The 26,229-nt window shown below is 68.4% G+C and carries 30 protein-coding genes; all 30 read left to right on the forward strand.

What is annotated here, in order from left to right; genetic code table 11:
* The first annotated feature begins 39 nt into the window (after positions 1–39).
* The gene (locus tag ACZ45O_RS03930; RefSeq protein WP_464855759.1) at positions 40–894 is read left to right on the forward strand and encodes a Cof-type HAD-IIB family hydrolase; all 855 of its coding nucleotides are present in this window, start codon (positions 40–42) and stop codon (positions 892–894) included.
* The gene (locus ACZ45O_RS03935) at positions 891–1,364 is read left to right on the forward strand and encodes a DUF4149 domain-containing protein (RefSeq protein ID WP_464855761.1); all 474 of its coding nucleotides are present in this window, start codon (positions 891–893) and stop codon (positions 1,362–1,364) included. Before ACZ45O_RS03930 ends, ACZ45O_RS03935 begins: the two co-directional genes overlap by 4 nt.
* The gene (locus ACZ45O_RS03940) at positions 1,365–2,717 is read left to right on the forward strand and encodes an ADP-ribosylglycohydrolase family protein (RefSeq protein WP_464855763.1); all 1,353 of its coding nucleotides are present in this window, start codon (positions 1,365–1,367) and stop codon (positions 2,715–2,717) included.
* A 45-nt stretch (positions 2,718–2,762) separates the two neighbouring features.
* On the forward strand, positions 2,763–3,317 hold the full coding sequence (locus ACZ45O_RS03945) for a hypothetical protein (protein WP_464855765.1): 555 nt from the start codon (positions 2,763–2,765) through the stop codon (positions 3,315–3,317).
* 244 nt (positions 3,318–3,561) lie between these two features.
* Positions 3,562–4,044 (forward strand): ribosome maturation factor RimP, encoded by a 483-nt coding sequence (locus ACZ45O_RS03950; RefSeq protein ID WP_464855767.1) that lies wholly within the window; start codon positions 3,562–3,564, stop codon positions 4,042–4,044.
* A gap of 23 nt (positions 4,045–4,067) precedes the next feature.
* On the forward strand, positions 4,068–5,150 hold the full coding sequence (gene nusA / locus ACZ45O_RS03955) for a transcription termination factor NusA (protein WP_464855769.1): 1,083 nt from the start codon (positions 4,068–4,070) through the stop codon (positions 5,148–5,150).
* A 49-nt stretch (positions 5,151–5,199) separates the two neighbouring features.
* Positions 5,200–5,499: an RNase P modulator RnpM gene (gene rnpM / locus ACZ45O_RS03960; RefSeq protein ID WP_464855771.1), complete on the forward strand. Its 300-nt coding sequence runs from the start codon at positions 5,200–5,202 to the stop codon at positions 5,497–5,499.
* Between the two features lie 20 nt (positions 5,500–5,519).
* Positions 5,520–5,831, forward strand: a complete 312-nt coding sequence (locus tag ACZ45O_RS03965; RefSeq protein WP_464855773.1) for a L7Ae/L30e/S12e/Gadd45 family ribosomal protein — start codon at positions 5,520–5,522, stop codon at positions 5,829–5,831.
* A 4-nt stretch (positions 5,832–5,835) separates the two neighbouring features.
* Positions 5,836–8,811 carry a translation initiation factor IF-2 gene (infB, locus tag ACZ45O_RS03970; protein ID WP_464855775.1) on the forward strand — a complete coding sequence of 992 codons (2,976 nt, stop codon included), beginning with the start codon at positions 5,836–5,838 and terminating at the stop codon, positions 8,809–8,811.
* Positions 8,812–8,903: 92 nt separating this feature from the next.
* Positions 8,904–9,281 (forward strand): 30S ribosome-binding factor RbfA, encoded by a 378-nt coding sequence (rbfA, locus tag ACZ45O_RS03975; protein ID WP_464855777.1) that lies wholly within the window; start codon positions 8,904–8,906, stop codon positions 9,279–9,281.
* The gene (locus ACZ45O_RS03980) at positions 9,274–10,248 is read left to right on the forward strand and encodes a DHH family phosphoesterase (protein ID WP_464855779.1); all 975 of its coding nucleotides are present in this window, start codon (positions 9,274–9,276) and stop codon (positions 10,246–10,248) included. The genes rbfA and ACZ45O_RS03980 overlap by 8 nt, the downstream gene beginning before the upstream one ends.
* Before the next feature lie 2 nt (positions 10,249–10,250).
* The gene (truB, locus tag ACZ45O_RS03985) at positions 10,251–11,150 is read left to right on the forward strand and encodes a tRNA pseudouridine(55) synthase TruB (RefSeq protein ID WP_464855781.1); all 900 of its coding nucleotides are present in this window, start codon (positions 10,251–10,253) and stop codon (positions 11,148–11,150) included.
* A gap of 12 nt (positions 11,151–11,162) precedes the next feature.
* Positions 11,163–12,155: a bifunctional riboflavin kinase/FAD synthetase gene (locus ACZ45O_RS03990; RefSeq protein WP_464855783.1), complete on the forward strand. Its 993-nt coding sequence runs from the start codon at positions 11,163–11,165 to the stop codon at positions 12,153–12,155.
* Positions 12,155–12,922, forward strand: a complete 768-nt coding sequence (locus tag ACZ45O_RS03995; protein WP_464855785.1) for a pseudouridine synthase — start codon at positions 12,155–12,157, stop codon at positions 12,920–12,922. Before ACZ45O_RS03990 ends, ACZ45O_RS03995 begins: the two co-directional genes overlap by 1 nt.
* Before the next feature lie 102 nt (positions 12,923–13,024).
* A complete protein-coding gene (gene rpsO / locus ACZ45O_RS04000; protein ID WP_464855787.1) occupies positions 13,025–13,303 on the forward strand; it encodes a 30S ribosomal protein S15 in 279 nt (92 codons plus the stop codon).
* 81 nt (positions 13,304–13,384) lie between these two features.
* Positions 13,385–13,945 carry an RNA polymerase sigma factor gene (locus ACZ45O_RS04005; RefSeq protein ID WP_464855788.1) on the forward strand — a complete coding sequence of 187 codons (561 nt, stop codon included), beginning with the start codon at positions 13,385–13,387 and terminating at the stop codon, positions 13,943–13,945.
* Entirely contained in the window at positions 13,942–14,454 is a 513-nt protein-coding gene (locus tag ACZ45O_RS04010; protein WP_464855790.1) for a hypothetical protein, read from the forward strand. The genes ACZ45O_RS04005 and ACZ45O_RS04010 overlap by 4 nt, the downstream gene beginning before the upstream one ends.
* Before the next feature lie 310 nt (positions 14,455–14,764).
* Positions 14,765–16,990, forward strand: coding sequence for a polyribonucleotide nucleotidyltransferase (gene pnp, locus ACZ45O_RS04015; protein ID WP_464857650.1), 2,226 nt, complete (start codon positions 14,765–14,767; stop codon positions 16,988–16,990).
* A 70-nt stretch (positions 16,991–17,060) separates the two neighbouring features.
* On the forward strand, positions 17,061–18,341 hold the full coding sequence (locus ACZ45O_RS04020) for a M16 family metallopeptidase (protein ID WP_464855792.1): 1,281 nt from the start codon (positions 17,061–17,063) through the stop codon (positions 18,339–18,341).
* The gene (dut, locus tag ACZ45O_RS04025) at positions 18,334–18,780 is read left to right on the forward strand and encodes a dUTP diphosphatase (RefSeq protein WP_464855794.1); all 447 of its coding nucleotides are present in this window, start codon (positions 18,334–18,336) and stop codon (positions 18,778–18,780) included. The genes ACZ45O_RS04020 and dut overlap by 8 nt, the downstream gene beginning before the upstream one ends.
* Positions 18,781–18,794: 14 nt before the next feature.
* Positions 18,795–18,989 (forward strand): hypothetical protein, encoded by a 195-nt coding sequence (locus tag ACZ45O_RS04030; protein ID WP_464855796.1) that lies wholly within the window; start codon positions 18,795–18,797, stop codon positions 18,987–18,989.
* A gap of 105 nt (positions 18,990–19,094) precedes the next feature.
* Positions 19,095–19,553 carry a chemotaxis protein CheW gene (locus tag ACZ45O_RS04035; RefSeq protein WP_464855798.1) on the forward strand — a complete coding sequence of 153 codons (459 nt, stop codon included), beginning with the start codon at positions 19,095–19,097 and terminating at the stop codon, positions 19,551–19,553.
* Between the two features lie 32 nt (positions 19,554–19,585).
* On the forward strand, positions 19,586–20,059 hold the full coding sequence (locus tag ACZ45O_RS04040) for a chemotaxis protein CheW (RefSeq protein ID WP_464855800.1): 474 nt from the start codon (positions 19,586–19,588) through the stop codon (positions 20,057–20,059).
* 73 nt (positions 20,060–20,132) lie between these two features.
* Positions 20,133–22,286 (forward strand): chemotaxis protein CheW, encoded by a 2,154-nt coding sequence (locus tag ACZ45O_RS04045; protein ID WP_464855802.1) that lies wholly within the window; start codon positions 20,133–20,135, stop codon positions 22,284–22,286.
* Positions 22,287–22,297: 11 nt separating this feature from the next.
* Positions 22,298–22,894, forward strand: coding sequence for a chemotaxis protein CheC (locus ACZ45O_RS04050; RefSeq protein ID WP_464855804.1), 597 nt, complete (start codon positions 22,298–22,300; stop codon positions 22,892–22,894).
* Complete coding sequence (locus tag ACZ45O_RS04055; RefSeq protein ID WP_464855806.1) at positions 22,891–23,388, forward strand: chemotaxis protein CheD; 498 nt, start codon at positions 22,891–22,893, stop codon at positions 23,386–23,388. Before ACZ45O_RS04050 ends, ACZ45O_RS04055 begins: the two co-directional genes overlap by 4 nt.
* A gap of 30 nt (positions 23,389–23,418) precedes the next feature.
* Entirely contained in the window at positions 23,419–23,778 is a 360-nt protein-coding gene (locus ACZ45O_RS04060; RefSeq protein WP_464855808.1) for a response regulator, read from the forward strand.
* Positions 23,779–23,794: 16 nt separating this feature from the next.
* On the forward strand, positions 23,795–24,871 hold the full coding sequence (locus ACZ45O_RS04065; RefSeq protein WP_464855810.1) for a protein-glutamate methylesterase/protein-glutamine glutaminase: 1,077 nt from the start codon (positions 23,795–23,797) through the stop codon (positions 24,869–24,871).
* Positions 24,872–24,873: 2 nt separating this feature from the next.
* A complete protein-coding gene (locus ACZ45O_RS04070; RefSeq protein ID WP_464855812.1) occupies positions 24,874–25,653 on the forward strand; it encodes a CheR family methyltransferase in 780 nt (259 codons plus the stop codon).
* Between the two features lie 49 nt (positions 25,654–25,702).
* Positions 25,703–26,167 carry a chemotaxis protein CheX gene (locus ACZ45O_RS04075; RefSeq protein ID WP_464855814.1) on the forward strand — a complete coding sequence of 155 codons (465 nt, stop codon included), beginning with the start codon at positions 25,703–25,705 and terminating at the stop codon, positions 26,165–26,167.
* The last annotated feature ends 62 nt before the right edge of the window (positions 26,168–26,229 follow it).

Consider the following 26,229-nt stretch of genomic DNA (forward strand, 5'->3'; position numbering starts at 1 on the left):
AACATTGTCAAGAGTGTCCCGTGGTGGAGAGGTGTTCGCTTGCAGTACCGCCTGATCGCCCTCGATGTGGACGGCACCCTGTTCTGCAGCCGTCATCAGGTGTCGCCCCGCACCCTGGCCGCTCTGGCGGCGGCGCGGCGGCGGGGCGCCATTACCGTCATTGCCACCGGTCGCACGCCCCACTCCGCGCTGCGCATCAGCCGGGAGATCGGCGGCGGGCCGGTGATCTGCTGCAATGGCGCCGGCCTCCTGGACGACAGCGGGGGCGTGATTCACCAGTGGGGCATTCCGACCGAGCCGCTGGTGAGGACCCTGGCCCTGGGCCGGCGGGCCGGCGTCCTGATGCACTGCTACACGCCCGAGGGCATGGTGCTGGACAGGCCCCTGGCCCACCTGGTCAACGCCTATCAGTGGCTGCGCGCCGGAGGCGCGGCATTTCAGGCTGCGCTGGGCGTTGCCCGCATGTGGGGCGCCAACCAGACCCGCCTGGTGCCGCGCCTCGCGCGCTGGGCGGCGGCCCCCGGCAGGCCGCCGGTGCTGAAGCTCATGCTCTTCGGTGAGCCGGCCCGGCTGCCTGCCCTGGCCGAGCAGATCCGCCGCGAGGTGCAGGGCGTGGAGGTGACCTCATCCGGCGCCGACAACCTGGAGGTGACCGCCGCGGGCATCTCGAAGGCGAGCGGCCTCAGGGCGCTCGGCGAGCGGCTGGGCATTCCTCCCGAGGCGATGATCGCGTTCGGCGATTCCGATAACGACGTGGAGATGCTGCGCTACGTGGGGCTGGGCGTCGCGATGGGCAACGCCGCTCCCCATGTGAAGGCCGCGGCGGACCGGGTGGCGCCGCCGTGCAGCGAAGATGGCGTGGCACGCGTCCTGGAGGAGGTATGCGGAGGATGAGAGTCCTGGAGGCCGCGACCCAACTGTTGATGGGACTCTGGGTCGGCGCTGCGGCCGGCTTCGCCCTGGGCGCTCCCAAGATCTTCGCCGCGTTCGGTCCCGACAGGCAGTCGGCCGGGGACCTGGCCGGCGACATCATCTACCTGCTGAACAACGTCGGGCTGCTGCTCGGGGCGGCAGCGCTCCTGACCCTGCTGCCCCGGCTGCGGAGCGGCGTGAACAAGGCGCGGCTCGTGCTGCTGCTGGGCTGCCTGGGCCTGGCCCTCACCACGTGGCTCTACATCTTTCCGCAGATGGAGCGGGCGCAGCCGCCCGAACCGGTTCAGACCTACGCCGAGACCGACCCCGTGCGGGTGGAGTACAACCGCTGGCACAAGATGTCGGAGCGGGTGTACGGCGCCGCGATGGTGCTGGGGGCCGGCGTGATCGTGCTGGGCCCCTTCGCCGAACAGAAGGGGGGCCGGCGCTAGGTGGACTGGGAGCAGCGCATCCTCCAGGCCCTGGAGGCCTCCCGTGCCGACTGGGACGAGCCCCCCGACTGGCGGGCCGCCCTCGCGCTCTACGAGGGGCTGAGCCCCGCGGAGGCGGGGGAGCTGGACCGCACCTTCGTCCGCATGATCGACGTCTATTACCGGAATCCCCACGCTGCCCTCGAGCCGCAGCCCTTCGACCAGATCGTGACGGGCCTGCCCTCGGGCATGTCGCCCGGGGACCTGCTCTGCATCGAGGCGGCCGTGCTGGTGGCGGCCGAGCGGGGGCTGGGTGACGCCTATTTCCCGTTCCTCCGCCTGATGAGCCTTCCGGCGTGGCACGTGATTCAAGGGCGGCTGACCTGGCTGCACCGCGAGGGGTTCGCCGCGCAGCGGAAGCTCAGCCTGACCCGTGCGGGCCGCGGCCTCGGGGCCATGCTGGGGATGGCGGTGGCCGACGCGCTCGGCTGCACGGTGGAGTTCATGAGCCGCGAGGCCATTTCGGCCCGCTACCCCGGCGGCCACCGGGAGATTGTCGGCGGCGGCCCCTTCGGGTTTCCCGCAGGCGCGTGGACCGATGACACCGCCATGGCGGTGGCGGTGGGCCGTGGGATCGTGGAGAACCCCGACGACCCCGTCGACGCGGTGGGGCGCCACTTCGTCGCGTGGCTGGAGTCGGGCCCGCCCGACGTGGGGAACACCTGCCGGACGGCGATCCGCGCCTTCATGCGCCTGGGGTCGTGGCAGGCGGCCAGCGAGGCCGTCCGGGCGGAACTCGGCGAGTGGGCGGCCGGCAACGGCGCACTGATGCGGACCCTGCCCACCGCACTGGCCTACGGCCCTGACCCGGCCGAGGCCATCCGCATCGGCCGCATGACCCACCCGCATCCGGAGTCCGATGCGGCGATCGCCATCTACCACCGCGCGGCGGACGCCCTGCTGGACGGGGCGACGCCGGCCGACGCCCTGGCGGCCGGGCTGGCGCCGCTGCGCGGGGCCGCGCCGGACGTGCAGGCGGCGATCGCGGACCTCGCCCGGAGGTTCGAGGGCCTGGCGGACCGCCCGGCCGACCGGATCCGGTCGGGCGGGTACGTGGTGGAGACGCTGGAGGCCGCGTTCTGGGCGTTGCTCCGGACCGACTCGCTGGAGGAATGTGTTGTGGCCGCGGTGAATTTAGGGGATGACGCCGATACCGTCGGTGCGGTGGCCGGAGGGCTGGCAGGCGCCGCGTACGGCCCCTCGGCCGTGCCCCGGCGGTGGAGCCAGGCCCTGCGGGAGCGGGCGGTCATCGACGAACTCGCGGCCGGGCTCTATGCGGTCTATCGGTCGCGCCGGCTCGACACTAGCGAATGATGGAGGTGTGGCGGCGGCCCGCAGCAGGACGGGCCGCCGCAGCGAATGACAGCAGAGACGAAGAAGACGGAAAGTATGCAGTTCGGCCTGACACTGGTGCAGAAGATCCTGTACGGCCTGTCGCTCGTGGCGGCTGCCGCGCTTGTGATGATCCTAAGCCCGATTTTCACGGGCCCCGGCGGCACGGTGTTTTTCGTGTTGTACGGCGTGCTCGTCGGCGTGCTTTCCTGGTTCGTCTCATCGGGATGGGTGTTCAGCGTGGAGCTGACCCGGCGGGAGGTCCGGGTGCGGGACGCCGGCCGGCTGACGGTCATTCCCCTGGATAAGGTGGGGATGGTGCTGCGCGGCGGGCGCAACCCGCTCTTCCCGGCGATCTGGCTGGTGCTGCGCGGCGTCGACGTCGGCCGCGAGCTGCCGGAGAAGGGCATTCACCCGGCGGCCCGGGAGATGCTGGACAACTTCCGCCACCGCAACCCCGGGAAGAAGATCACCTTCGTCCCGATTCCGGTGGCCTACCTGCGCTCCACGGGCGGCTTCGTCGGCGAGCTGAAGCGGCGCATTCCGCCGCTGACGGTCGATGAGCGACTAGGCGGAAAGTAGGCCCGTCATCCCTTGTCACGGGCGGCATTGTGTGCTATGATGAGCACCGAGGTAGCTGTTCCGTGTCCTAAGGAGTGGGTGTCAACCCACTCTTTTCAACGTCCGAGGTCTCGGCGTTGGAGTGCGGGTTCGCCAACGAGCCGGTGCGAGCCGGCTCATTTGGTGCCCGAAATCGGGAAACAGTAGTGCTGCAGGCGTGCCGCTTCGGCCGCACGGCATCATTCGATCGGAGGTCTGGTCCTGTTTGGCGAAGAGCGGTAAGCGTCTCGAGGAGTTGGTGGAGGAACTGGCTGCCCCCCACGCAGCGGCGCTGGGGCTGGAGCTGGTGGGGGTCGAACTGGTCAAGGAGGGAGCCCACCGCTATCTCCGGGTCTACATCGACAAGGAGGGCGGGGTTGGATTTGACGACTGCGAGGCGCTCAGCCGTGTGGTTGACGCCCGGTTGGACGAAATTCTGCCCAATCCACCGTACGATTTCTTCGAGGTCTCTTCGCCCGGGCTGGAGCGGCCCTTAAAGCGCGAGGCAGACTTCGCCCGCTACGCGGGGCACAAGGTGGTCGTGACCACCTATGCCCCCGTGGACGGGCAGAAGTCGTTTGTGGGTGAGTTGAAGGGGCTTGTTGATGGCCGCGTGACCCTGACCCTGACTGAGGGGAAGGAGCGGGGTCGGACCATCGCCCTCGACCGCAAACAGGTGGCGAGCGCTCGACTTTATGTTGAGTTTTAGGAGCTTGAGAGGGGACTTGAGGGATGAGAGCCGAGATTCTCGAGGCGCTGGATGACCTGGTGCGTGAGAGAGGCATCGCGCGGGAGGTCCTGATCGAGGCGATCGAGGCGGCGCTGATTTCCGCCTACCGCCGCAACTTTGGGGCTGCCCAGAACGTGCGCGTCTTCTTCGATGACAAGACCGGCGACTACCGGGTGTACGCGCAGAAGGAGATCGTGGAAGAGGTGACCGACCCGCGGCTGCAGGTCAGTCTCGAGGAGGCTCGGATGAAGAACCCGAGCTTGCAGCTGGGCGACATTTTCGAGGTAGAGGTTACTCCGCGCGACTTCGGCCGCATCGCCGCGCAGACCGCCAAGCAGGTGGTGGTGCAGCGCATCCGCGAGGCCGAGCGCGGCATGATCTATGAGGAGTACTCGAGCCGGGAGGGCGAGATCGTCACCGGGCTGGTCCAGCGCCAGGACCCCAAGACCCGGACGGTCTACCTGGAGCTCTCCCGCGGCGTTGAGGCCGTGCTCACGTGGAACGAGCAGATCCCCGGCGAGCGCTTCGTGGAGAACCAGCACATCAAGGCCTACGTGATTGAGGTCAAGCGCACCACGAAGGGGCCGGCCATCGCGGTCTCCCGGACCCATCCCGGCCTCCTGAAGCGGCTGTTCGAGCTGGAGGTGCCCGAGATTCACGACGGCACCGTCGAGATCAAGGGGATCGCGCGGGAAGCCGGCTCTCGCTCGAAGATCGCGGTGATGGCCCGTGAGCCCAACGTCGACGCGGTCGGCGCCTGCGTCGGCCAGAAGGGGCTGCGGGTGCAGAACATCGTCGACGAGCTGCAGGGCGAGAAGATCGACGTGGTGGAGTGGTCTCCCGACCCGGAGGTCTTCGTGGCCAACGCCCTTTCCCCGGCCAAGGTCACCAGGGTCATGTGCGACGAGGCGAGCCGCACCGCCCGGGTGATCGTTCCCGACTACCAGCTTTCGCTGGCCATCGGGAAGGAAGGGCAGAACGCGCGCCTGGCGGCGAAGCTGACCGGGTGGAAGATCGACATCAAGTCCGAGTCGCAGGCGGAAGCCGGCGTCTGGGACGAGATGAGCGAGGACGACATCGAGTAGTACCGGGCACGCGCCGTGCCCGCCCGGGCCGTGAAGGGAGGTGGTGGCGATGGCCAGAGGGCGGCAGCCCAAGGTGAAGAAGGTTCCCCAGCGCATGTGCGTCGGCTGTGGGCAGATGCGCGCCAAGAAGGAACTGATCCGGGTCGTGCGCACGCCCGAAGGCGCCATCGAGCTCGACACCTCTCCCTCCGGGAAGCGGCCGGGGCGCGGCGCCTACCTCTGCCCGAACAGCGAGTGTCTGGCCAAGGCAGTGAAGGGCAAGCGCCTGGAACGGTCCCTGGAGCAGCCGATCTCCGACGAGGTCTGGGCCCAGCTCGAGGCAGAAATGGGGATGGTGAAAGCTGAGTGATTCCGCCATCGCTGCATTCGATGCTGGGGCTCTGCCAGCGGGCAGGGCAACTGGTCTCCGGAGAAATGGCTGCCGAGCAGGCCCTGCGCCGCGGGCACGCCCACCTCGTGCTGGTGGCCGGGGACGCGAGCGAGCGGACCCGGTCGCGGTTCGTCCACCTGGCGGCGCAGACGGGCGCCCCGTGCTACATCGTGGGCACCCGTGCAGCGCTGGGTGAGGCCATGGGCAAGGCAGGGCGTGCAGTCGTGGTGGTACAGTCCCGAGACTTTGCCAGGGGGATCCTCGGGATCCTCCGGCGGGAGGGCCTGGCGCCTGTGACAGGACGGGGGTGATCCGTTGGAGCCCAGGCTTCGCGTATTTGAACTGGCTAGAGAGTTAGGAGTGGACTCCAAACGAGTACTGGAGGTCCTTCAATCTTTGAACGTGGATGTGAAAAACCATATGAGTACCATCGACCAGAAGACAGCAGAGAAGGTGACCGACGCGGTAAAGCGCACCGGCGCCCAGGAGGGCGAGGGTGCGGCCAAGTCTGCCGCGAAGGCCGCGAAGCCGGCTGCTCAGCAGAAGCCGGTCCGTGAGGCGAATCCGGCGAAGGCCTCGCTCCTCGAGGACTTCTTCGGGTCCGGCACCCGTCCGAAGCGGCCGGTGTCCGAGAAGCGGGAGCGCCGGCCGCTGGCCGAGCGGCGCCCGCTGGCGGAGCGCCCGGCGGCCGAACTCCGGCCAGGCGCTCGGCCCGCTGCGGGCCGCCCCGCTGCGGAGGCGCCGGCAGCTGCGGAGAAGCGTCCGGCTGAAAAGGCCCAGGCGCCGGCAGCGGCCGCCCCTGCCGCCGAACGCCCGCGCGCCGAGGCGCCCGCGGCGCAGCCCGAGCGCGCCGCCGTGACGCCGCCTGCGGCTGAGGCGGCCGCAGAGGCGAAGCCCGCGAAGGGCGCCGCCGGCGCGGCCGACCAGGCTGCCGCGAGCGCGCCGGCGAAGCCGGCCCGCGAGGCGGAAGCTGCGCCTGGTGCGGAGGCGAAGCGCCCCGCGCCCGCCGCGGAGGCGGAGGAAGCGGCCCAGCAGGAGGCTGCAGAGCAGCGCGGACCGAGCCGGCCGGTTCCCGCCGGCCCCGGGCAGCCGGCGCGGCCGGTGACGCCCGGCCTCGGTCTGCCCGTCAAGCCGGCTGCGTCCGGGAGGTCGGGAATCGGTCTGCCGACCAAGCCTGCCCAGCCGCGGCCCTCTGGCTCCGGGATCGGTCTGCCGATTCCGGCCGGGCAGCGCGGCGCGCGCTCCGGCGGGGTCGGCATGCCGCAGCGGCCGCGGTCCGGCGGGCCACGCCCCGGCGGCCTCGGCCTGCCGCAGCGGGGAGGGCGGCGCGGCGGTCCGCTCACCATCCCCAAGGTCGACCCGAAGGTGGCGGAGCAGGCCAAGCCCGCCGAGGGCAAGCCCCGCGTCGGTCAGGGAGGCGACCGCAAGCGCGCCGACTTCTACTCCCGGCGGGAGCAGGCCTCCCGGCCTTCTGAGGAGAAGCTGTTCGGTCACCGGCCGAAGCGCAAGAGCGCGGTGGTGGAGCGGCGCAACCTGAAGCCGATCACCGTAAGCGGCCCCATGTCGGTCAAGGAACTGGCGCACGAGATGGGCGTTACGGCGGCCGAGGTCATCAAGAAGCTGCTCACCGGCTTCGGCATCATGGCGACCATCAACCAGGAACTCGACGTCGACACCTGTGTGCTGGTCGCGTCGGAGTTCGGCGTGGACGTCACGGTTGAGGAGAAGGAAGACATCACCGAGGTCTACGACCGGGTCGAGGATCCGGACGAGCCCGAGGAGCTGAAGAAGCCGCGGCATCCGGTGGTCACCATTATGGGCCACGTGGACCACGGCAAGACCTCCCTGCTTGACGCGATCCGGGAGGCGAAGGTGGCGGCCGGCGAGGCCGGCGGCATCACGCAGCACATCGGCGCGTACGAGGTGGATCTGGACGGTCGGAAGATCACCTTCCTCGACACCCCCGGCCACGAGGCCTTCACCGCCATGCGGGCCCGCGGCGCGAACGTCACCGACATCGCCGTGCTGGTCGTCGCTGCGGACGACTCGGTGATGCCGCAGACGGTGGAGTCGATCAACCACGCCAAGGCCGCCAACGTGCCGATCCTGGTCGCCATCAACAAGATCGACAAGGAGACGGCCAGCCCGCAGCGGGTCATGCAGGACCTGACCAACTACGGCCTGGTGGCCGAGGAGTGGGGCGGCGACACCATTATGGTACCGGTGTCCGCCAAGCAGAAGACCAACCTGGACCTGCTGTTGGAGAATATCCTGGTATTGGCAGAAGTGGCCGAACTGAAGGCGAATCCCGACAAGCCGGCGGCGGGCACCATTCTGGAAGCCGCGCTGGACAAGGCGCGGGGCCCGGTGGCCACCGTGCTGGTGCAGGCCGGCACCCTGCACACCGGGGACGTCTTCGTGGCCGGAACGGCCTGGGGCCGCGTGCGGGCGATGTTCGATCACCGCGGCCGCAAGCTGAAGTCGGCCGGCCCCTCCACGCCTGTGCGCATTCTGGGCTTCGACTCGGTGCCGGCGGCTGGCGATGTGTTCCGCGTGACGCCGGACGAGAAGACCGCCCGGTCCATCGCCGAGAAGCGCATCGCCAGGGCCCAGGCCGAGCGGCAGGCCCAGAAGGCGATCTCGCTGGATGACTTCATGAGCCAGGTCGCCCAGGGCGAGATGAAGGACCTGAACCTTATCGTCAAGGGCGACGTGCAGGGCTCCGTGGAGGCCATTCGCGGCCAGCTGGAGAAGCTGCGCAACGAAGAGGTCCAGGTGAAGATCATCCACACGGGCGTCGGCGCCATCTCCGAGTCCGACGTGATGCTGGCCGTCGCCTCCAAGGCGATCATCATCGGCTTCAACGTGCGTCCCGACGACCGGGCGTCGCGCGCGGCGGACGAGCAGGGCATCGACATCCGCACCTACAGCGTCATCTACGACATCGTTGACGATATTGAGGCCGCCATGAAGGGCATGCTCAAGCCCAAGATCGAGGAAGTCATCCTGGGCAAGGCCGAGGTGCGGGAGACCTTCAAGGTGCCCAAGGTCGGCGTGGCCGCCGGGTGCATGGTCATCAGCGGCAAGGTCACCAGGAGCGCCCGCTACCGGCTCATCCGCGACGGCGTGGTGGTGTGGGACGGCGAACTCAACGCGCTGCGCCGCTACAAGGACGAGGTGAAGGAAGTGGCCGAGGGTTACGAATGCGGCATCACCCTCGCCAACTTCCAGGACTTCAAGCGCGGCGACATTCTCGAGGCTTACGAGCTTCAGGAGATCAAGGCCGGCTAGGCCGGTATCCGGCGAAGGCCGGTGGCAGGGCCACCGGCCTTCAGTTGACCAGAGGATCCCTTTGATTTGGTCCTGCAGGAGGTGTGTTCCCCATGGCCGGGAACCCGCGCGCCGTCCGTGTGGGCGAGCAGATGCGCGACGAGTTGGCCCAGCTCTTGCGCGATGAGGTGAAGGATCCGCGCATCGGATTTGTCTCGATCGTCAAGGTGGAGGTCTCGCGCGACCTCCGGCACGCCAAGATCTACGTCTCGGTGCTGGGCGACGAACAGCAGAAGAAGGACACCATGGCCGGTCTCGCGTCTGCGACGGGCTTCCTGCGCAGTGAACTGGCGAAGCGGCTGCGCCTGCGTTACACGCCCGAGCTGCATTTCCACCTGGACGAGTCCATCGAACATGGGCAGCGCATCGCGCAGCTGCTGGTCCAGGTGCGGGATGAGGAGAAGGGCAGCCCCCGGGAAGAGGGTGAGTGACCTGCAGATCGACCTGGCGACGGCGAGCCGGATGATCGCCGAGGCGCAGCGAATCCTCTTTTTCATGCACGTACAGCCCGACGGCGACTCCATCGGGTCGACGCTGGGCATGATCCGCGCGCTCAGGCAGATGGGCAAGGAGGCCATCATGGTGGGGGTCGACCCCATTCCGCCCATGTTTCACTTCCTGCCCGGCTGGGACGAGTACCGGGTGCCGTGGCAGGAGGTGGAGGGGGAATGGGACCTCTCCTGCTTCCTGGACTGCGGCGACCTGGAGCGGGTGGGCGCTGCCCTGCCCGCGGTCAGGCGCGGGCGCGTCACACTGAATGTGGACCACCACGCGACCAACACGTCCTTTGCCGACTACAACTATCTGGACTTCTCGGCCGCAGCCGTGGGGGAGCTGGCCTTCCGCATCCTGCGGGAGATCGGCGCGCCCATTGACGCCGAGACCGCGCTCTGTCTCTATACCTCGCTGGTGACCGACACCGGCGGGTTCCGCTACGACTCCACCGGTCCGGGCACCCACCGGGTGGCGGCGGACCTGATCGAGCTCGGCGCCCGGCCCTACGACGTGGCCCAGGCGATCTTCGAGACCGAGTCTCTTGCGCGGCTGGCGCTGCTCGCGCGCGCCCTGCAGACCCTGCAGCTGGATGAGACCGGCCGGGTGGCGTGGATGGTGGTCACCCGGAAGCTGCTGGCCGAGGCCGGCGCGACGGACCACGACGTGGAGGGCGTGGTGAACTACGCCCGGTCTGTGGCGGGGGTCGAGGTCGGCATCCTGTTCAAGGAGACGGAGGACGGCGGCGTGCGGGTGAACCTGCGCTCCCGCCGCGTTGTGGACGTTGGCGCCGTGGCGCAGCGGTTCGGCGGCGGCGGCCACGCGCGCGCCGCCGGCTGCACCCTGAATATGCCCGTTGCGGACGCTGTTGCACAGGTCGTGGCGGCGGTGAAGGTGGTGCTGTGACGATGGCCCGTCAGCAAAGCGGGGCCGCCCCCGCAATCGACGGGGTGCTCAACCTGTTGAAGCCGCCGGGCATGACGTCGCACGACGTGGTCGCCTTCGTGCGCCGGACCCTGGGCGTGAAGAAGGTGGGCCACACCGGCACGCTGGACCCTGGCGTGGCCGGCGTGCTGCCGGTCTGCGTCGGACGGGCCACCCGGCTGGCGGAGTTCATTGCGGGGAGCGACAAGGCCTACCGGGCCGAGATCACCTTCGGCGCGACCACCAGCACCCAGGACGGCTTCGGCGAGGTGCTGGAGGAGGCCGACGCATCGCACCTGACCCGGGGCGACCTGGCCTACGCGCTCACCCGGTTCCACGGCCCGATCGAGCAGGTTCCGCCGATGGTCAGCGCGGTGAAGGTGGGCGGGAAGCGGCTTTACGAGCTGGCCCGCCAGGGCGTAGACGTGGAGCGGAAGCCGCGGCGGGTCTTCATCCACAAGCTGCAGCTGCTGGATTTCCGGCCCGGGCCCCGTCCCGTGGCCTACGTCGACGTGGTCTGCTCGAAAGGGACGTATGTACGTGCGCTCGCCCACGACCTGGGGCAGTTCCTGCGGGTGGGTGCCCACCTCTCTTACCTGGTGCGGACCCGGTCAGGGCAGTTTGCGCTGGCCGACGCCGCCACACTGGAGGAGCTTGCGGCGGGGCAGGCGCCGCTTCTGCCTCTGACGGCGGCCCTGGGCGACATGCCGCGGGTCACGGTGACCGGACGCGATGCCGCCCGCGTGCTCCACGGGGTGGCGCCGCCTGCGCGCGTCGCGCATGCGGACGGTACGACGGTGGCCCTGGTCGCCGACGACGGCACCCTGCTGGCGCTGGCCGAGGCCGTCAGGGGGCGCCTGCGGCTCCGGAAAGTCTTTTCATAATGAGGTAACGACATGGAACTGGTAACACGCATCGCAGACGTCCCGGTCCGGGGCACGGGAAACATCATCGCCATCGGGAAGTGGGACGGGGTACATCTGGCCCACCAGGCCATCCTGCAGGCCCTGGTGGCGGAGGCCCGGCGGGTGGGGGGCCAGTCTGTGGCCATCGGCTTCCACCCGCTGCCGATGCAGGTCCTGCGCCCCGACGTGGCGCCGCCCATGCTGCAGACGCTGGAGGAGCGTGCCGAGGCGATGGCGGAGCTGGGCGTCGATGTGCACCTGGCGCTGCCCTTCGACAAGGAACTCGCGGACCTGACGCCGGAGGCCTTCGTTCATCAGGTGCTGGTGGCGCAGCTGCGGGCGCAGCAGGTGATGGTCGGGTTCAACAACACCTTCGGGCGGGACGGCAAGGGCACGGCCGAGACCATGCGGAAGCTCTGCGCGCCCCTGGGGATCCCGGTGCACATCTTCCACCCGGTGCGGGTGGACGGCGAGAACGTCTCCTCCACCGAGGTCCGGTTTGCCGTTGCCAAGGGGCGCGTGCAGGCCGCAGCCCGCCTGCTGGGCCGGCCTTACTCCCTGCGCGGAACCGTCGTTCACGGGGACAAGCGGGGCCGGCAACTGGGCTTCCCCACGGCCAACATCCGGCTCGACGAGGGGCGGCTCCTGCCGCCGCACGGCGTCTACACCGTGCGCGTCACGGTGCTGGGGGAGCCCCGGCAGGTGCAGCCGCCGGCGACGGTTGCGCCTCGCACCGGCCCGGCGCACGGGGCGATGCTCAACCTGGGCGTGCGCCCGACGGTCGGGGGAACCGAGCTGCGGTGCGAGGCGCATCTGTTTGACTTCAGCGGCGACCTGTACGGCCGGGAGGTGCAGGTGGAGTTCCTGGAATACATCCGGCCGGAGCGCGCGTTTCCGGACCTGGACGCGCTGGTGGCGCAGCTTCAGGCGGATGAGCGGGCGGCGCGGGAGCACCTGGCCCGGTGGCAGGGGGCGGGGGGCTGATGGCGCGGGTGCGCCTGGACCGGCTGCTGGGCCACATGGGGTTCGGCAGCCGGCGGGAACTGCGGGGCCTGCTGAAGGCCGGCCGGGTGACGGTGGACGGCGCCGTGATCACCGACCCGCGGACCCTGGTGGACCCCGGGGAATCGGCGATAGAGGTGGACGGGGAGCCCGTGCGCTTCCGGCGGCACTTTCACGTGCTGCTCCACAAGCCGTCCGGGGTGATCACCGCGACGGCGGATCCCCGCCAGCCCACGGTGATGGATGCGCTGCCGGAGGAACTGCGCCGGGGGGATCTGGTGCCCGTGGGCAGGCTGGACAAGGACACCGAGGGGCTGCTGCTCCTGACCACAGACGGCACGCTGGCTCACCGGCTGCTCTCGCCCCGCTGGCACCAGCCCAAGCGGTACCTGGCCAGGGTGGACCTCCCCCTGGAGCCGGCCGACCAGGAGGCGTTCGCCGCGGGGGTGGCCCTGCGGGACGGCTACGTGACCCTGCCGGCGCGGCTGGAGATCGTGGGCCCGCAGGAGGGCATGGTCACGATCCACGAGGGCAAGTACCACCAGGTGCGGCGCATGTTCGCCGCCCGGGGGAAGCGGGTCGTCTACCTGAAGCGCGTCGCCATGGGTCCGCTGATCCTGGGCGACCTGCCCCGGGGGGCGGCCCGCCCGCTGACGGAGGAGGAGGTGGCCGCGCTGTACCGGTCGGCGTCCCTGCCGAATCCGGATGAGGACGACGCTTCGCCGCTTGCCCGCCCGCCCGGCGTGTGATAGACTAGTCGTTGTCGAATAACCGGCGACTCGGTCTGCCGCTGACTCCGGCGGTTTACTGGGTCACCGGCGTTTGCCCAACTCAGGAGGAGGTTGAATTCCGTGCCGCTTACTCAGGAACAGAAGCAGAGGATCATCGATGAGTTCAAGACCCACGAGAGCGACACCGGGTCTCCCGAGGTCCAGGTGGCGCTGCTCACCCACCGCATCAACGAGCTCACGGAGCACCTGCGGGTCCACAAGAAGGACCACCATTCCCGCCGGGGTCTGCTGAAGATGGTCGGCCAGCGCCGCGCACTGCTGGTCTACCTGAACAAGATCTCCCCGGAGCGGTATGCCAGGCTGATCGAGCGGCTGAACATCCGTACCGTGATCAGGTAAGCAGAGAGGAGACCGGCCCTGCAGTGGGTTCGGTCTCTTTCTTGCCTCTGCCGGGGTGTTCCGAAACTCGCGCGCGGCAGAATGAACGATTCGCGGCGGACAACCGGTCTGGTAGGTAGAGGTGGTGAACAGGTGGCCAGAACTGACACTGCGCGCCGGGAGGCATTTGCGGCTTTGTTCTCCCAGATGGCGCCCCGCCTTTACCGCACGGCCGTGGGCATTCTCGGCAACCCGCATGATGCCGCCGATGCCCTGCAGGAGGCCGGGCTGAAGGCGTTCCGGTATTTCGATTCGCTGACCGATCCCGTCGCAGGGCCGGCCTGGCTGAACCGCATACTGATCAACACCTGCTACGACGTCGGCCGCCGGCGTTCCCGCGCCATTCCCACGGGCCTGGGGATCGTGGAGAGCCCAGGCGGCTACACCACCCCGGAGACGGACTGGGCGCTCCTGGAGGCGCTCCAGGTCCTTTCGCCCGAACAGCGGACCACGGTGGTGCTGCGCTTCTTCCAGGACCTGACCATCCCGCAGATTGCCCAGGTGATGGCGGTGCCCGAGGGAACGGTGAAGTCGCGGCTGCACGCCAGCATGGCCAAACTGCGCGCGGCCCTCACCTCATCGGAAAAGGAGGGTGTGCAGTGAGACCCTACGTGATCGGGGGCGCCTGCGACCGGGTGCGCCGGTGGGTGGACGCCGCTATGATCGAAGGGGAGCTGAGCCTGCCGGCCGCCCTGGCCGCGCATGTGGTGCGCTGCCCCCACTGCAGCGCGGAGGTGCGCGAGGTCGAGACGCTGCTGCAGCGCCTGCGCAGTCTGCCCGCCAGCCTGGACCTGAGCCCGGTGCCCGCGGCCGTGGACCGGGTGCTGCAGGCGACGGCCGCGAGCCTGACGGCTTCCCACGGTGCGGCTTTCGCCGGCGAGCCCGCGACCGCCGCGGCGAGCCCGAAGCGGCGGCGTGAGCCGCAATGGCGGTGGGTGTTGCGCCAGGTGGCCGCGGTGGCGGCCGTCATCCTCATCGCCGCAGGGGGGCTGACCCTCGTCAGCTTCGGGATTCACGGCGCGGTGAAGGGCAGCGACCCCGGCCGCATCGTAGAGCGCTGGATTTCGCCGCTGCGCGACTGGACGCAGGCGCTCTTTGAGAACGTACGGTAACCGGCGCCGCAGGCGCCGGCGCAGAGCCTGTCCTGCCCGCATCCTGCGGGCCGGGCAGGCTCCCCTGTTCTATTTGCGGATGCTGCCGTAGTGCGGACCGCCCGGCGCTCATATTTCCTTCACCAGGAAGGAGATGCTAGTCAAAGTGTGGAAACCAGAGAGGTTAGGAGAAAAAGTGCCAAAGGGAGAAGCCGCTGGGTAGCGGCGACGGGCGGTGTGCGGCCGGAGACGCGGCCGTGGTGGAAACCGCCCGGTGCACCAGACGGTCCTGGGGCACAGAAGGAGGACCAAAGTGACCGCTTCGTTTTCGATGGAACTCGGGGGCCGCACGATGACCCTCGAGACCGGCCGGCTGGCCAAACAGGCCGGCGGGTCCGTGTTGGTGAGGTACGGGGAAAGCGTCGTGCTCTGCACTGCCGTGAGCAGTGCCGCCCCCAGAGAGGGAATTGACTTCTTCCCGCTGACCGTGGACTACGAGGAGCGCATGTACTCGGTGGGCCGCATTCCCGGCAACTGGTTCCGGCGTGAGGGCCGGCCCACCAGCAAGGCGATCCTCTGGGCCCGGCTCACGGACCGGCCGATCCGGCCGCTGTTCCCCGAGGGCTACCGCAACGACGTGCAGGTGATCTGCACGGTGCTGTCGGTAGACCCCGACCATCCGGTAGAGATCATGGGGATGATCGGCGCCTCGGCGGCGCTGACCATCTCGGACATTCCCTTCGAGGGTCCCATCGGAGGCGTGCTCATCGGGCTGCTGGACGGCGAGTTCGTGGTCAACCCGACGGCCGACCAGCAGGAGCGCAGCGAGATGCACCTGGTCGTGGCCGCCACCGAGGAGGCCGTGCTCATGGTGGAGGCCGGCGCCAGGGAGGTGCCGGAGGAGACCATGCTGGAGGCCATCCTCTTCGGCCACGATGTCATCAGGAACACCATCATCCCGACCATCAAGCAGATGCAGGCCGAGGTCGGCAAGCCCAAGCGGGAGGTCGTCCTCTTCACGCCTCCGCCCGAGCTGGAGGGGGCGGTGCGGGAGGCCGCGACCGTCCGCCTGCGCGAGGCCGTCCGCAACCCGGATAAGCTGGCCCGCGAGGAGGCGGTGGCCGGAGTGGGCGAGGCCGTGCAGGCCGAGTTGGCCGAGCAGTTCCCCGATGCGGAGAAGCACATCACCGCCCTGCTGAAGAAGGTGCTGAAGGAAGAGGTGCGCCGCGCGATCATCGAGGAGGGCATCCGCCCCGACGGGCGCGGTCTCTCCGAGATCCGGCCCATCGAGTGCGCGGTCGACCTGCTGCCGCGGCCGCACGGCTCGGGCCTCTTCCAGCGCGGGCAGACCCAGGTTCTCTCCATCTGCACCCTGGGCACCCTGGGCGACATGCAGAAGCTGGACGACCTGACGCTGGAAGAGACCAAGCGTTTCATGCACCACTACAACTTCCCGCCCTACTCCGTGGGCGAGACGCGGCCGCTGCGCGGCCCCGGCCGCCGGGAAATCGGGCACGGCGCCCTGGCCGAGCGGGCCCTGGAGCCGGTCATCCCGCCGGAGGAGGAGTTCCCCTACACCATCCGGGTCGTGTCTGAGGTGCTGGAGTCCAACGGTTCGTCCTCCATGGCGTCGGTCTGCGGCTCCACCCTGGCCCTCATGGCGGCCGGCGTGCCCATCAAGGCGCCGGTGGCCGGCGTGGCCATGGGCCTGGTGGAGGATCCCGAGAGCGGGCGGTACGCCGTGCTGACCGACATCCAGGGCATCGAGGACGCCCTGGGCGACATGGACTTCAAGGTGGCCGGCACGAAGAAGGGCATCACCGCCCTGCAGATGGACATGAAGATCTCCGGCACCAGCCGCGAGATCCTGGAGAAGGCCCTCAGCCAGGCGCGCGAGGGGCGCATGTTCATCATGGAGAAGATGCTGGCCTGCATCTCCGAGCCGCGCAAGGAGCTGTCGCCGTACGCGCCGCGCATCATCACGATGAAGATCCATCCCGACAAGATCCGGGATGTCATCGGCAAGGGCGGCTCGACCATCAACAAGATCATCGACGAGACCAAGGTGGGCCACACCAAGGTCGAAATCGACATTCAGGACGACGGCACCATCTACATCGCCGCCGTCAACCTGGAGGCCGGCGAGCGGGCCCGCCAGATGATCGAGGCCCTGGTGCGGGATCCCGAGCCCGGCATGGTCTATACCGGCCGGGTGACGCGCCTCATGCAGTTCGGCGCGTTCGTCGAGATCCTGCCCGGCAAGGAGGGGCTGGTGCACATCAGCGAACTCTCCGACAAGCGGGTGGACCGGGTGGAGGACGTGGTGAACATCGGCGACGAGGTGACCGTGAGGGTCACGGAGATCGACCGGCTCGGGCGCATCAACCTCTCCATCAGGGACGCCATGCGGGATCCGGGGCGGTCCGACTCGTCCGGGCGGAAGCCGGAAGGATCCCGGCAGGCTCCGGCGAAGTCAGGCCAGGGCAAGCCGGGTCCGGCGAAGGCGGGTGCCGGCAGGCCGGGTCCCGGCAGGGGGCCGGGCAGGCACGGTCGTTAGAGCCCGTCGGTCCAGAAGGACGCGAGGGGGGCTGCGGCCCCCCTCCGTGGTTTTGCAGGAGGGTAGGCGAGTGACCTTTTACCGGAAGACGACGTTGCCCAACGGCCTGCGGGTGGTCACCGAGACGATCGGTCACGTGCGGTCGGCAGCGGTGGGCGTGTGGGTGGGCACGGGCAGCCTGTACGAGACTCCGGAAGAGATGGGCGTCTCACACCTGATCGAGCACATGCTGTTCAAGGGAACGGAGCGGCGCACGGCCCTGGAGATCGCCCGCGCGATCGACGGGCGCGGCGGAGCCCTGAACGCCTTCACGGCGAAGGAGTACACGTGCTACTACGCGCGGGTGCTGGACGAACACCTGCCCCTCGCCCTCGACGTGCTGGCCGACATGATCCTGCACTCCCGCTTCGACCCCGAGGACCTCGCGCGGGAGAAGGACGTCATCTGCGAAGAGATCAAGATGTACGACGACGTGCCGGATGACCTGGTGCATGACCTGTTCGCCGGTGCGCTCTGGCGCGGCCATGCCCTGGGGCGGCCGATCGTGGGCACGGCGGAGCGGGTGCAGGCCCTCACCCGCGAGGAGATCCTGGCGTACAAGGCCCGCCACTACGTGCCTTCCAACATGGTGGTGGCCGCCGCTGGCCACCTGGAGCACGAACGGGTGGTGGAATGGGTGGCCGGGCTGTTCGGTTCGGCGCCTCCGGCGTCCGATAACCGGCAGGCGCCCGGCAGGCCGCAGGACCCCGACCGACCCGCCATCCTGGTGCGGCAGAAGGAGATCGAGCAGGCGCACCTGGTGCTGGGCACGACCGCACTGCCGCTCACCGATCCCAACATCTACGCGCTGTACCTGCTGAACGCCATCGTCGGCGGGTCGAGCTCCAGCCGCCTCTTCCAGGAGGTGCGGGAGAAGCGGGGGCTGGCCTATTCCGTGTATTCCTACCATTCCGCGTACCGGAACGCCGGCTCCTTCGGGGTCTACGCCGGCGTCTCGCCCCGCATGGTGGATTCGACGCTGGACCTGGTGGTCGGACTGCTCACCGAGCTGGGACAGCAGGGCGTGAGCGAGGAGGAGCTCACCGAGGCCCGGGAGCAGCTGAAGGGGCAGATGATGCTGGGGCTGGAGTCCACCTCCAGCCGGATGAGCCGTCTGGGGCGGGGCGAGCTGACCCGGGGCTTTGTGTACAGCCCTGACGAGGTGATCGCCCGCGTGGACGCGGTGACCCTGGAGCAGGTGAACGAGCTGGCGCACCGGCTCTTCGTGGAGGAGTGCCGGGTGCTGGCCGCCGTGGTTCCCCACACGATGCAGCACAATTTCACACGCTACGGGGAGGTTCTGCATGACTGAGCGACGTTTTGCGCCTGTACGCGCGTACGAGGGCCGTGTGCGGCTGCCCCAGCGCAAGACCCGCCACTCGGCGGGGTACGACCTGGAGGCTGCAGAGGAGGTTACGGTTGAGCCCGGTCAGGTGGCCCTGGTGCCCACCGGGCTGAAGGCGTACATGGGCGAGGGGGAGGTTCTGCTGCTGGCCGTGCGCTCCAGCCTCGCGGTGAAGCGTCGGCTCGCCCTGGCCAACGGCATCGGGGTCATCGACGCCGACTACGCGGACAACCCCGACAACGAGGGGCACATCCTCGTCGCGCTGGTCAACCTGGGCGACGGGCCGGTGACCATCGCGCGGGGCGAGCGTGTGGCGCAGGGGATCTTCGTGAACTACCTGACCGTGGCCGGCGACCAGCCGGGGGGCCGGAGGGTCGGCGGCATCGGGTCGACCGGGCGGACTTAGTGGGGGGAGCTGTTGTGGAGGCAGAGCGTGAGACCCGGGCACGCATTGAGGAGCTGCGCCAGCGGCTGCACCGGGCGGCGCAGGAGCCGCTGACCCGGGGGCAGGTGAGCGGCCTCCTGCCCATCAGCCAGGAGATCGACCGGCTGGCGGTGGCCCTCATCCGCAGCCGGTGGGAGCGGGGGGCGGGCGGGCCCCAGCGGGCAAACTGATCCGGTATGCAGCAGGATTTCGCTCCCATGGTGTTGAAGGAAGGCTTACATATTTTAGTCATGGTAGTGTCGCATCGGTAGGGCGCACCGAACGGAGGTACAGCCATGGAACGGGTAACGGCGGCAGATGAGCAGGTGGTCGTCTTCACCATCGGCGGCCAGGAGTACGCGTTACCGATCTCGGGTGTGCGGGAGATCATCACCTGGACGGCGCCGACGCCGGTACCCGAGGCCCCGCCTTACGTGGAAGGGGTCATCTCCGTGCGCGGCGAAGTGCTGCCCGTGGTGGATCTGAGCCGCCGCTTCGGCCTGGTCAGCGATCGGGCCGAGGAGCAGCGCCGGATCATCATCCTGGAGATGGACGGGCAGAGTGCGGGGCTCATCGTCGATGACGTGGTGGCGGTGGAGAGCGTGGCCGCGGGAAGGCTCGCGCCGCCCTCGCCGCTGCTGGTGAACATCGGCGGGCTGAACGACGCCGTGGTCGACGGCATTCTGCAGCTCGGTGAGAACCGCCTGGTGGTGGTGCTTGGCCCGGCCCGGATGCTGGAGACGGCTCTGCAGTAGCGGCGCCTGATCAGTCGTGAGGAGGGTTTCAGGTGGTCCAGGACCAGCGTGAACAGCAGGCGATCAGCCAGATCGTTGTCTTTCAGATGGACAACGAGTATTATGGAGCCGACATAGCCGTTGTCCGCGAGGTCGTGCCCCTTCAGCGGGTGACCTACGTGCCCCGGACCCCCGAGTACGTTCTGGGTGTGATCAACCTGCGCGGGCGGGTGATTCCGGTCATCGACCTGCGCCGCCGGCTCGGGCTGCCCGCAGGGGCGGTGACGAAGGCGACGCGCATCGCCATCGGTGAGGTGGACGGCGACCAGGTGGGCATGGTGGTGGACTCGGTGGAGGAGGTGGCCCGGGTACCGGCGGATGCGGTGGAGCCCCCGTCCTCGCTGCTGTCCCAGCTCGACCGGGAGCACGTGCTCGGCGTGGCCAAGGTCGGCGACCGCCTGATTACCCTGCTCGACCTGCGGCAGATCCTGATGCGCGAGGAGCGCAAGACAGCTGTCGCTCAGTAGACCGATGATGACGCCGGCGGTCCGCCTGCCGGAGGCTGACCGACCTGCTCCCACCCAGGAGGGATAGCCACAGATGGGCTCTGGTTTTGACATCACCGCAGAAGATATTCGGGTCTTTCTCGACGAGGCCGAGGAGCTGCTCCAGGCGATGGAGGCCGGAATCCTCCGGCTGGAGAGCGAGGCGTCGGATCCGGACCCGGAGGTCATCCAGGACATCTTCCGGGCGGCGCACACGCTGAAGGGCTCGTCCGCCACCCTGGGGCACCAGCGCATGGCCGAGCTGACCCACGCCATGGAGAACGTGCTGGACCGGCTGCGGAAGGGGAAGGTCAGCGTCACCACGCCGCTGGTGGACACGCTCTTCCGCTGCCTCGATGTACTGAAGATCTTCAAGGACGAGATTGCGACCGGCGAGCCTGCCGCCGTCAACACCGACGAGGTCATGCGTGAGCTGGCCGCGCTGGAGGGGACGGCCGATTCGGCCGAACCCGCGGCGCCCGCCCCGGCGGGAGGGGATGTGGCCCTGCCCGCCCTCACTCCCGAGCAGCAGGCGAAGCTCGAGCAGGCGCAGGCCCGGGGCCTGAAGGCCTACCAGGCCCAGGTCGCGCTCTCGCCGGAGGCGGCGATGCCTGCCGTGCGGGCGTTCCAGGCCCTGCTGGCGGTGGCCGATATCGGCCAGATCGTCCTCTCCGTGCCGACGCAGGAGGAAGTGGAGAACGACCAGGTCGGCGCAGATCTGAAGCTCCTGTTCGTGACTGGCGAGAGCGTGGAGAAGGTGCACGAGGTCCTCCGGGAGGTCCCCGAGATCGCCATCCAGGTCCTGGCGCCGTACCAGCCGTCGCTGCCTGCGGCCACGCCCGGCCCCGCTGAGGAGGTCGCGGCCGCGGCGATGGCGCCGCCGGCGAGCAGGGCTGCGCAAGCGGCGACCGGTGCTCCGCAGCCGGCGCCCGGGGCTGCGCCGCCCGCCGAGAGCAACAGCGGCGGGCCGGTGCGCACGACCCGCTCAGGCCTGCGCACGGTGCGGGTGGACGTCGAGGTGCTGGACAACCTCATGAACACCGTCGGCGAGCTGGTGATCGAGCGCACCCGCCTGCAGCAGGTGCTGAGCCGTCTGGAGGTCGAGCGGGAGGGCGATGAGCTCTCGCAGGTCATGTCCTCGGCGCTCGCACAGCTGGGGCGGCTCACGGGCAACCTGCAGGAGGAGATTCAGCGGGCCCGGATGCTGCCGGTCGAGAACCTGTTCAGGAAGTTCCCGCGGATGATCCGCGATATCGCCCACAAGGCGGGCAAGGAGATCAACTTCATCGTGCGGGGCGAGGAGACCGAACTGGACCGCTCGGTCATCGAGGAGATCGGCGACCCGCTGATGCACCTGCTCCGCAACGCCGTCGATCACGGCATCGAGTCGGCGGAGGAGCGCCTGGCAGCGGGCAAGCCGGCGGCCGGCACGGTGATTCTGGAGGCCTTCCACGAGGAGAACCACATCATCATCTCTGTGCGCGACGACGGCCGGGGCGTGGATCCGGAGAAGATCCGGGCCAGCGCGGTGCGCAAGGGCATCATCTCCGAGGAGGCCGCCCGGCGGCTCTCCGACCCGGAGGCGGTGAACCTCATATGGGCGCCGGGCTTCTCCACCAAGCAGGAGGTGTCTGAAGTCTCCGGACGCGGCGTCGGCCTCGACGTGGTGCAGAAGAACATCGAGCGAATCAACGGCTCGGTCGAGATCCGCAGCACCGTGGGCCAGGGTACCGAGTTCCGGGTGAAGCTGCCGCTCACCCTGGCGATCATCCGGGCCCTGCAGGTGGAGCTGGTGGGCACCACCTACTGCATCCCCCTGGGGTCTGTGGTTGAGACCGACCGTATTCCCACCAGCGAGATTCAGACCGTGCGGCAGCGCGAGGTCATCGTGAAGCGGGGTGAGGTGATTCCCCTTCTGCGGCTGGCCGAGGCGTTCGGCCTGCAGCGGCCAGAGGGGTATGAGGAGCCGGAAGAGATCTTCGTCGTCATCGTCGCCGTCATGGGCCGGCAGATCGGCCTCGTCGTGGACTCGCTCATCGGCGAGGGCGACGTGGTGATCAAGCCCCTCGGCCGGTTCATCGGGGAGATTCCCGGAATTTCGGGCGCCACTATCATGGGTGACGGCGACGTGGCCATCATCCTCGATGTTTCCAGCCTGGTGGACTCGGTGCAGGGAGAGGCCGGACGGCTGGAGACCGTGGCGCAGTAGGGGGACAGCAGATGAAGCTGCAGCCCAGCCAGTGGAAGGCCCTGGAGGACATGGTCACCCAGGCCCTTGCGGAGAGTTCAAGATCGTTGTCCAAGATGACGACGGGAGAGATCAGGCTCGATGCTCCGCACCTTTCGTTCCTCCCCCTGAAGGATCTGCCCGGGGTTGCAGGCGGCCCTGACGCCGTGGTGACCGCGGTCTACGTTGGCATCGAAGGCGAGCTTCAGGGCCATTTGATCCTGCTCTTCCAGCCGCATGAGGCGCGCGCGATGGTGGATCTGCTGCTTGGCCATCCCGCCGGCACGTGCCGGAAGCTGGACGAGCTGGGGCGGTCGGCCCTGGCTGAGGTGGGTAACATCTGCGGTTCCGCCTTCATCAACGCCATCGCGGATCGGTCCGGTCTGGAGGTGAGGCCGACGCCGCCGCTGCTGGTTGAGGACATGGCCGGGGCCATTCTGCAGACGGTCGCCACCGACCTGCTCCTGACCGGCGACGAGGCGCTGGTCATCACCACCGCCTTCAACGGCGCGGTGCCGGGCCACTTCCTGCTGATGCCCACCACAGAGTCGATGGCCCGGCTCATCACCACCCTCGAGGCGATTCGATGAACGGTCGCCAGATGGAAGCGGTGGGTCTGGGGGAACTGAAGGTTGCGAACAGGCCTGATCAAGTACTGGTCTGCTATGGTTTGGGATCCTGTGTGGGGCTGGCCCTCTACGATCCGGTCGTCCGGGTCGGGGCCATGGTACACGTGGTGCTGCCGGAAAGCAGTATGGGCAGAGGGCGGGAAGCGCCGCCTGGAAAATATGCGGATACCGGGGTTGAGGCGGCACTGGCAGCGCTCGTTGACGCTGGCGCCTCACGGTCTCGCCTGATTGCCAAGGCAGCGGGAGGGGCCCGCATGCTGAGGTTGGCCGGATCAAACCCGAGGCTGGATATCGGGGCTCGCAATACAGAGGCGGTGCGGGCTGCACTGGCCAGACATCAGATTAAGTTGGTAGCCGAGGACATGGGCGGGACCTACGGACGCACGCTCCAGCTCTACATTGAGACGGGTCGGGTACTCGTCAGCACGGTGGGGCGCGGCGAACGCGAGTTGTAAAGGGTCCCAAAACGCGCAGGAGGGAACCGAATGCCCAAGATTCTGTTGGTCGACGACGCTGCCTTCATGCGGATGCGTTGCTCGAAATTGCTCACCGAGCATGGTTTTGAGGTGGCCGAGGCCGAGAACGGCCAGGAGGCTATCGCCATGTATCAGAGCTACCAGCCTGACCTGGTCCTGATGGACATCACGATGCCGGTGATGGACGGCATCACCGCGACCAGGGAGATCAAGAACATCGATCCCGACGCCAAGGTGGTCATGGTCTCTGCCCTCGGACAGCAGACGATGGTCATCGAGGCCATCAAGGCGGGCGCGAAGGACTTTGTCGTCAAGCCCTTTGAGCCCGAAAAGATCCTCGCTACGGTCAGGAAGTTCGTTGGCGAGTAGCGAGATGCGCGGGCGAGTGCAGCGTCCGATCCGCGCGCTGGTGGTCGACGACTCCGCCTTCATGCGTAAGGTGCTGACCGAGCTGTTGGAGTCCGATCCCCTGATCACCGTTGTCGGTACCGCCCGCGACGGGCAGGACGGTCTGGAAAAGGTGCTGGAACTGCAGCCTGACGTGGTGACGCTCGACATTGAGATGCCCCGGCTCGACGGTTACGGCACGCTCAGGGAGATCATGGCTCGGCGGCCCACGCCGGTGGTCATGGTTTCGAGCCATACCCAGGAAGGGGCGGAGGCCACCATTCGGGCTCTGGCCCTCGGCGCGGTCGACTTCGTGGCCAAGCCGTCGGGCTCGATCTCGCTCAACATGCACGTCACCCGGGATGAACTGGTCGCGAAAGTGAAGGCGGCCGCCTCGGCCACGCCGCGCGTGCGCAGCGCCGCGCCGGCTGCACCTGTGGTTTCGCCGAAAGCGAAAATGCAGGCGCTGGCGGGACTGCGCCGGCAGATGGCCGCGGGCGACAGGCCCCCGCGCCGGCTGGTGGTGATCGGCTGTTCGACCGGCGGACCGGGCGCCCTGCACCAGATCATCCCCCGGCTTCCCGGCGACCTGCCGGCCGGGGTGCTGGTGGTGCAGCACATGCCGCCGGGGTTCACGCGGTCGCTGGCCCAGCGGCTGGACGAGCTGTCTCCGATTGCGGTCAAGGAAGCGCAGGCCGGCGACCGGGTCCGTCCGGCCCAGGTGCTGGTGGCCCCGGGCGGGTACCACATGGTCGTCGACGCCGACGGGCGCATCGCCCTGGACGAGGGTCCGCCGGTGCACGGCGTGCGCCCTGCGGTGGATGTGACCTTCGACTCCGTATTGCCCATCTGGAAAGAGCGGCTGGTGGGGGTCATTCTCACCGGTATGGGCTACGACGGGGCAAAGGGCATGGCCCGGCTGAACAAGGCCGGAGGCTGGACTATCGCCGAGGACGCCTCGACCTGTGTCGTCTATGGTATGCCGAGGGTTGTGGTGGAGATGGGGGCGGCCCGGGAGGTGCTGCCCGTGCAAAGCATCGCCGATGCGATCACGCGCGCTGTGGGAGAGGGTTAATCGTGAATCTACCGGGCTACCCGGTCTTTCAGCGTACCGTGCTCCAGCTGACCGGGATCGACCTGGACTGTTATAAGGGTACACAGATGGAGCGCCGGCTGCAGACCATCATGCGGCGGGCCGGCGTGAGTGACCTGGCCGCCTACGCCCGGCTTCTGCAGACGACGCCGGCGCGGGTGAAGGAGTTCCAGGACTTTCTGACGATCAACGTGTCGGAGTGGCTGCGTAACCCCGACAAGTTCGAGGAACTGAAGCAGGTCATTCTGCCGGAGTTGTTGAAAAGGAATCCTGTACTGCGAATCTGGAGCGCAGGCTGCGCCAACGGCGCGGAGCCCTACTCGGTGGCCATGCTGCTCGACGAGCTCGATCCGATCGGGCGGCACCAGATCTGGGCCACCGACCTGGATGGGGAGATCCTGAAAGTCGCCCGCGCCGGGATTTATCAGGAGAAGGACATCAAACACGTTTCGCCGGCGCGCAGGGCGAAGTACTTCACCCCGGTCGAAGACGGCTTTGCCGTCACCGATCGGCTGAAGGCCCGGGTGCGGTTTGAGCAGCACAACCTGCTGTCGGACCCCTTCCCGAAGGATTTCGATCTCATTCTTTGCCGGAACGTGGTGATCTATTTCACCGAAGAGGCGAAAGACGAGCTCTACCGCAAGTTCCACGCCGCGCTGAAGCCGGGTGGCATCCTGTTCGTAGGCGGAACCGAGAGTTTGCTGAAAGCCAGGGAACTGGGCTACGCCAGCGCTTCGCCCTTCTTCTACCGAGCGGTAAAGTGAAGGGAGACATGAGGCAGCGCCATCAGTGCAGAAGGGAAGGAACGCGTACGTGAAGGCAGAGTTTGTCAACCCCTTCCTGGTATCGGCCGGCCAGGTATTGCAGACCGAGGCAGGCACTGACGTCGTGCAGGGGCAGGTGCGTCTGGAAGAGTCCCCCCTTGAATCGGACGAGGTGACGGTGCTCATCGGCGTGGTCGGCCGCGCCCAGGGCCTGGTCCTCTACGGCATGTCCGAGGAGACCGGGCGGAAGCTGGTCGAGGCGATGACGGGGGAGGAAGTCCCCGTGTTCGACGAGATGTGCGAATCTGCGGTGGCTGAACTGGGCAACGTGATCACCGGCCTCGCGTCCGGCGAGCTCGAGGCCGCGGGCTACCCTTGCAAGATTGCCCCGCCTTCGGTGGTAATCGGCAAGGGCACTGCCATTTCCACGCTTGCCATCAAACGACTGGTGATCCCCCTCGAGACGCAACTGGGGTCGATCACCGTCCATGTGGCATTGCGGGAAACTTATTGACAGGGCCTGCCGGCAGGGGTATTTTATAACCACTGCACGGGCCGGTCACCATACCGTAGCCA

It is taken from the genome of Symbiobacterium turbinis (genome assembly GCF_055383075.1).